This is a genomic window from Flavobacteriales bacterium, assembly GCA_016699575.1.
GTDB lineage: Bacteria > Bacteroidota > Bacteroidia > Flavobacteriales_F > PHOS-HE28 > PHOS-HE28.
The window spans coordinates 4473216-4479215 of sequence record CP064979.1 but is presented as its reverse complement, the minus strand read 5'-3'; the positions used below and the strand labels follow the sequence as shown (position 1 = coordinate 4479215).

Sequence of the window (6000 nt, the reverse complement as noted above, 5' to 3'; positions counted from 1 at the left end):
TCCGAGCACCGTAGCGCACTGCGACATCGCCTGAAGGGCAATGAAGGACGGAAGGATGTACCCAGCGTCTTGACATGTTGAAATGTGTGATATTGGAACGGCGCACGGAAAGGTAGATTGTGATGCGACCGTCCGGTCATTGGAAACAACCCCGCGCCTTGTTCCATCATCCTCATCATCCCCATCGTCCGATCATCTAATCGCCCCGCCTTCGTGGCATGAGCCTGGTCCTTCTCCTCTCTCCATCGTTCCGGCTACTTCCTGGTGCTGTTGGGCATTGCCTGGGGACGGGCCGTGGCGCTGGTGAGCACGCGTTCTACAGCGGCGACAAGAAAAGCCTGTGGGTGGTGGCTCTTCGGCATGATCGGCACCAGCCCCAGCGGCGTCACCTTCATCAGTGCCGGGCGCGGTGCAGGCGGGGCAAGCGGCACTACCTGCACTGGTCATCGGCTTCGCCATCGGTTGATGGATCGTGGCGGGCATCCTGCTGCCGCTCTCGCATATACGGCATGCAGCTCACCAGCATTTACGGCTACCCGCGCGAGCGCTTCGGCATGGTGAGCCACTGCACGGGGGCATCGTGGTTCATCATCAGCCGGTTGATGGGCGCGACGCTGCGCCGTCATGTGGTGCTCAATGCTGATCCACCAACTGCCATGAGTGACATGGGAGGTGCCCTTCTGGGTTACGGCGGGTGTGGTGATGCTGATGATCGTGCTCTCACACCCTGCATGGCGGCGTGAAGACCATCGTATGGACCGACACCCTGCAAACGCTCTTTCATGCTTGCAGCGCTGGTGGGCACCATCGTGTACATCACTAACAGCGCTGGCATGGCCGATTGGTCCACCGCGCTCTCCGGACAGCGGCATGCTTGGATGTGGAATGAACACCGACTGGCGCAGCGAGGGCTTCTTTCTCAAACAGGTGCTCAGCGGCATGTTCATCACCATCGCCATGACCGGTCTGGACCAGGAGATGATGCAGAAGAACCTGAGCGTGCGCACGGTGGACGGCGCGCAGAAGAACATGCGGGTGTTCAGCGTGGTGCTGCTCGGGGTGAACGTGCTGTTCTTGTTGCTCGGTGCTCTGTTGTGGTTGAAGCTCGGCCAGATGGGCATTGAAGCGCCTGCCAAGAGCGGATGACCTCTTCCTGATGCTCGCGCTCGAACACTTCCCGCAGGATTGGTTTGCTTTTCATCGTGGGCTTTATCAGCGCGCTGTTCCCCAGCGCTGATGGTGCGCTCACCGCGCTCACCGCCAGCACCTGCATCGACCTCATCGGCATCCGCGACCGTGGGTGGGACGAAGCTTAGCAGCGCCGCATCCGGCGTTTGCGCACCTGGCTATGGCCGGTGTGTTCATGCTGTGCATCCTCTGGTTCTTCCGACGGCAGGACGCCACCATCATCAACACGCTCTTCGGTTTGGCCGCTATCACTTACGGGCCGTTGCTCGGGCTCTTTGCCTTCGGGCTCTTCGGCAAGCGGGCAAGTCTCCGGGGAGGAACTGGTGCCGGTCATCACCATCGCCTCGGCGGTCATCACGTTCGTGCTGCGCATGTACTCCGCCGGTCTTTCGGTGGCTACAAGATGGGCTTCGAGACGCTGCTGGTGAACGGTGCGCTCACGTACATCGGCATGGCCGCCATCAGCACGCGGCGTATTGTGCAGCCCGGAAAATAAATAGTTCAGGTTCCGGGGCAGCGCGGTGCAACGAGCTGCCGCGTCATGCATCCGAAACCCCTAAATGGATCGGACCATGAAGAGCATGAAGTGGATGTTGACCGGCCGCGTCGCGGTGGCGATGGTGGTGTTGGTTGCAAGAAGGAAACATCGAGCGGTGGCCCCGCGCCCGTCACGCAGAACCCGTTGCGGCGATCTTCAGCGACAATGTTGAGGACGCGAAGCAGACGTTCACCGTGCAGGCTGCAACGGGCGGCCAGGTGAGCGGGCAGGATGGTGTCACCGCGTTCTTCGCACCTAACGCCTTCATGCGCCAGAACGGTACTGTTGCCACCGGCGCTGTGGAAGTGGTGCTGGTCGAAGCGCTCAATGTGGCCGACATGGTGTGGCTGAACAAGCAGACGCTCGGCAATGACAACGGGCAGATGAAGCCGCCGATCAGCGGTGGGCAGTACTACTGAACGCCACGCAGAACGGCGAACAGCTGTGGCTCGCCACCGGCAGCACCACCGCGATCGTGCCAGCGCCCAACGGCGTCGATCCCAACATGGGGCTCTTCATCGGCGATGTGGACGCTGACGGCACCATCGTGTGTGGATCCGTTCGCGAACCCCGATCTGAGCATTGATTCCAGCGCCTTCGCGATCGGTGAGGACACGCTCGATTGGGTGAACTGCGACTACTTCATGGGCGGCGGCAACCAGACTTCCGTGCAGGTGACGTGCCCCGCAGGCCACAACGAGGACAACACCTTCGTCTGGCTGGTGTTCCCTGACCAGAACGCGATGACCGCCGTGCACAACACTTCGGGCAGTGTGTTCTCGACAGGCAGCTACTACACTTTGCCGGTGGGCATGAACACGATCATTGTTGCTATTTCGCGCATCAATGGAGCGGTCTCGTCGTCGTTCACCACCACCACGGTGTCGGCGGGCATGAACCAGACCATCCAGCTCTCGCCAACCACGTTGGCGGAGTTCCAGTCAGACCTTGGGAACATGTGAGGTAGCAGGTGCAGTTGAACGACGAGGCCTGGTCGGGAGACCGGGCCTCTGTCGTTCCCACATCCTCCATCCTGGTCTGTCATCCCGGCCAAGAGGCGGGACCGGGCCTCTGTCGTTTCCACAGGGAGCACCGTTCCGACGCTATCATCCCGGCCTTGAGCCGGGATCGCGTCAGGGCTCCACGATGCTCTCCGTCCAGCGACGGATGCCTTCGTTCATCAGCTGCGTGCCGATGCTCTTGCCCTCCACGTCCTTCTCCTGGATCTTCTTCTCCACGTAGCGGCGCAACCAGCGCTCGCCGATGCCCACGATGGTGGGGCGGCCCAGGCTGTCGGTGGCGTGCGTACCGTCGTTGTCGTCGCCCATCTGGGGCACCTCGTCCTGTGCGGGTTTCGCGGGCATCGTCATACTGGAAGGTTTTGCGCGGGCGTATCTGCTGTGCAGCAAAAACGGCCGCCAGACTGTCCACTAGCTCCATGTTGTGCACCGCAATGATCGGGGCCTTTGTGCAGGTAGGTCTGGTAATGGTCGGCGGACATGTCAAGGTCCATGGCGCGCTCATCGATCCCGCATGCGCCTTGCAGCACGGGATAGTTGGTGCTCATCTCCAGGCGCAGGCCCCAAAGGGCGGGTTGCGAACCGCAGCCCACCACGGGATCGCCCACCTGGTGGTAGGTGAACAACGCGGGGTCATCTGCGGCATCGATGTAGCGCGTGTCGAGGATGGCGCCGAAGAAGCTCAGACAGCCCTTCACCGAAGCGTCGGTGGCCATGGGGGAGAGCTCCTGCTCGCGGATACCCAGGTCAGGACGCGCATAGGGCGTCAACTTCTCGTACACCATGCCCATCTCGCCGCATTCGACGGGATCTCTTTCTCGTTGTCCATGTACGTGGCGTGCAATGCCGTGATAGCGCCCGCGCTGAAGCCGCCCACGAAGAAGTCCTCGGTGCTTGCGCGGTACATGGGTGCGCGCGCCTTGAGGAAGCGCACGGCGTTGCGCATGTCCATGGTGGCGCGGCAGGCGGCGCGTACCACTTCGGCGCGGTCGTAGGTGTACGGCATACGTTTCGGCCATGGGGCATGGAAGCCCAGCCGGTAGCTGATGGTGGCCGCCACGTAACCGCGCGCGGCCCACTGCATGCACAGCGAATCGAGCGTGGCGCGGTGCCCGCCCATGAAGCCGCCGCCGTGAGCGAAAATGATGACCGGCTGCTCCGTGAGGCCGTCGTTCACCGGCTTCCAGATGTTCATGCGCAGGGTGTCCATCACGCCGCGGTAGTTCAGCGCCTTGCTGTACTCCACGTTGCGCTCCACCGTGGTCTTGAAGCGCTTGGTGACGAAATCGGTGCTACAGTCCTGGGCGGTGGCATCCACCAATAGCGAGGACAGGAGCAGCAGGAGCGGGGCGGTTCGTTTCATCGGCTGTGTAAAGGACGTTCGGAGGCCGCGTTGGTTACAGGGAAGCCGGTCCGTATCGTCAACACGTCGCTTGTCAAAACGCGCGCCGCACCCGCTGGCGTATCGCGACAGGTCAACCGGCCATCAATACGTTCCACCTCCAACATCGTGAGCGCGGCTTTGCGAGCGACGCGATCCAGCCAGGGACTGATGCCATGCTGGATCGCTTCGGTCCAAATGCGACCCTCGCGATGACGAGGGTGCGATCCCTCCCACTAAGGAGCTTCCATGCAGGCAGCTGCGGGGAGGTGTCCACGATCAGCGCGGCCGCATCCGGCTCGGGGAGCCTGTGCTGCGGGCCCGTGCGAGCCGGATTGCGGCTTCGATCGTGGTTGACTTTTGGCTCCACCTTTTCGTCAAGGAAAAGGTGGAAACCCTCACCAAACTACCCTCACCACCTTCTCTTCCTTCCCCGCCTTCACGCTCAATGCATACACACCCGGGGCCGCATCACTTGCAAACGCATTCGCCGCACCGCTCCTGATCACTGCGCCGCGCGCATCCACCAACGGCACACCGCACCCGCTGGCGCGTTGCGCACCAAGAGCTGCCCATCAATGAACACGGCAGAGACGCTCTCCAACGCACCGCTCTCGGCCACGGCGCTCGATGAATTCCAAGAGATGATGCACACGCCGCCGCTGCCCGTGCCGCCGGGCGAACCGATGCCATTACCACCGCCGCCACCCGCGCCGTAGTTGTCGCCATTGCCCTCAGGGTCGGTCACCGTGCAATTGTTATCGGTGAAACCCGCGCCCTTGCCCCCGGTACCGGACGGGCCGCCACCGCTGGTGCCACCAGCACCACCGGGTGTGAGGCAGTTGTTGCCGTTCCACACGATCGTGTTGCCGCCAATGCCGCCGTTGCTTGTGGGCCCTGCCGCGCCGCCGCCGCCGCCACCGAAGTAGGTCCAGTAGCCACCACCGCCCGTGCCGCCCGTGCGGTTCACCTGACCGCCCACGCCGTTGCCGCCAGCACCGCCGCCGCCCAGGTTGGGGCTGGGCACGCTGCTGCCGTTGCCACCGGCCCCGGCGAACATGCCCAAGCCGCCCACGATGGTGCCCGTGCCGCTGCCACCTGCGCCCACCACAATGCTGTACGTTGTGCCGGGCGTCACCGCAGTGGTGCGTCGCGCGTAACCACCGCCACCACCACCACCACCGCCGTTGGTGCCACCGCTGCCGCCCGCCCCGATCAGCCTGAACGTGGCGGTATCGACACCCGCAGGCACCGTCCATTGCGTGGTTTGCGCGATCACCACTTGCGCGCTGAGCGCCGCGGCAACGATGAGGAAGGGGAGGAGAAGTGTTCTCATGGTGGGAAGGTAGCGTGCAGTCCCATCGCGTGGCGCGATCGCCCCCGAACGAGGCCGCACCACCCCGCGCCTCGGAACACCAAGTTGAACGAATGCCCTGCCTGGCGCGACTTTCCGCGCGTGGCACGCCCGTGGTCCACACAGCCCGAACCCCAAACACCCCAACAGCCATGAGTGCTACAACGGACAAGATCAAAGGCAACTGGAACGAGATCAAAGGCAAGCTGAAGCAGCAGTACGCCGACCTCACCGACAACGATCTGCTCTACGCCGAGGGCAAGGAAGATGAACTGGTCGGCCGCCCGCAGAATAAGCTCGGCCAGACGAAAGAACAGGTGCACGAGCCGATCGAGCGCTTGGGCAAGCCCACGCACGAGCGGAAGGCGAACAGCTGAGTTGCGTCGTGCCCAACACCGGGGCCCTGGTATTGCCAGGGCTTCGGCGTTGGGGCCTGTTTGGGCTCTCTTGAACGAAGGGCCTGGAGGCTATTTTTCGTTCAGGCGCATCCGGAAAATCATCGCGTAGCGGTGCCTACGGG

10 protein-coding genes are annotated in these 6000 nt (G+C 63.1%); 6 read left to right on the top strand and 4 right to left on the bottom strand.

Going from position 1 to position 6000, the window contains the following annotated elements:
* Nucleotides 1–509 precede the first annotated feature (509 nt).
* The 5 genes from IPJ76_19055 (at nt 510) to IPJ76_19035 (ending at nt 2688) form a co-directional block, all read left to right on the top strand.
* Nucleotides 510–743 carry a hypothetical protein gene (locus IPJ76_19055; GenBank protein QQR86641.1) on the top strand — a complete coding sequence of 78 codons (234 nt, stop codon included), beginning with the start codon at nt 510–512 and terminating at the stop codon, nt 741–743.
* A gap of 142 nt (nt 744–885) precedes the next feature.
* A complete protein-coding gene (locus tag IPJ76_19050) occupies nt 886–1146 on the top strand; it encodes a hypothetical protein (protein ID QQR86640.1) in 261 nt (86 codons plus the stop codon).
* A 217-nt stretch (nt 1147–1363) separates the two neighbouring features.
* Nucleotides 1364–1684: a hypothetical protein gene (locus IPJ76_19045; GenBank protein QQR86639.1), complete on the top strand. Its 321-nt coding sequence runs from the start codon at nt 1364–1366 to the stop codon at nt 1682–1684.
* A 134-nt stretch (nt 1685–1818) separates the two neighbouring features.
* Nucleotides 1819–2145 (top strand): hypothetical protein, encoded by a 327-nt coding sequence (locus IPJ76_19040; GenBank protein ID QQR86638.1) that lies wholly within the window; start codon nt 1819–1821, stop codon nt 2143–2145.
* Between the two features lie 105 nt (nt 2146–2250).
* Entirely contained in the window at nt 2251–2688 is a 438-nt protein-coding gene (locus tag IPJ76_19035; GenBank protein ID QQR86637.1) for a hypothetical protein, read from the top strand.
* A gap of 171 nt (nt 2689–2859) precedes the next feature.
* Here IPJ76_19035 and IPJ76_19030 read toward each other — a convergent pair whose 3' ends face one another.
* The 4 genes from IPJ76_19030 to IPJ76_19015 all read right to left on the bottom strand — a co-directional run bounded on the left by IPJ76_19030 (nt 2860) and on the right by IPJ76_19015 (nt 5462).
* Nucleotides 2860–3090 carry a hypothetical protein gene (locus IPJ76_19030; protein ID QQR86636.1) on the bottom strand — a complete coding sequence of 77 codons (231 nt, stop codon included), beginning with the start codon at nt 3088–3090 and terminating at the stop codon, nt 2860–2862.
* A gap of 2 nt (nt 3091–3092) precedes the next feature.
* Nucleotides 3093–3530, bottom strand: a complete 438-nt coding sequence (locus tag IPJ76_19025; GenBank protein QQR86635.1) for a hypothetical protein — start codon at nt 3528–3530, stop codon at nt 3093–3095.
* Nucleotides 3512–4108, bottom strand: coding sequence for an alpha/beta hydrolase (locus IPJ76_19020; protein QQR86634.1), 597 nt, complete (start codon nt 4106–4108; stop codon nt 3512–3514). Before IPJ76_19020 ends, IPJ76_19025 begins: the two co-directional genes overlap by 19 nt.
* A 523-nt stretch (nt 4109–4631) precedes the next feature.
* On the bottom strand, nt 4632–5462 hold the full coding sequence (locus IPJ76_19015; protein QQR86633.1) for a hypothetical protein: 831 nt from the start codon (nt 5460–5462) through the stop codon (nt 4632–4634).
* 170 nt (nt 5463–5632) lie between these two features.
* On the opposite strand from IPJ76_19015, the gene IPJ76_19010 reads away from it, so the two are divergent.
* Nucleotides 5633–5857: a CsbD family protein gene (locus IPJ76_19010; protein ID QQR86632.1), complete on the top strand. Its 225-nt coding sequence runs from the start codon at nt 5633–5635 to the stop codon at nt 5855–5857.
* Nucleotides 5858–6000 lie beyond the last annotated feature (143 nt).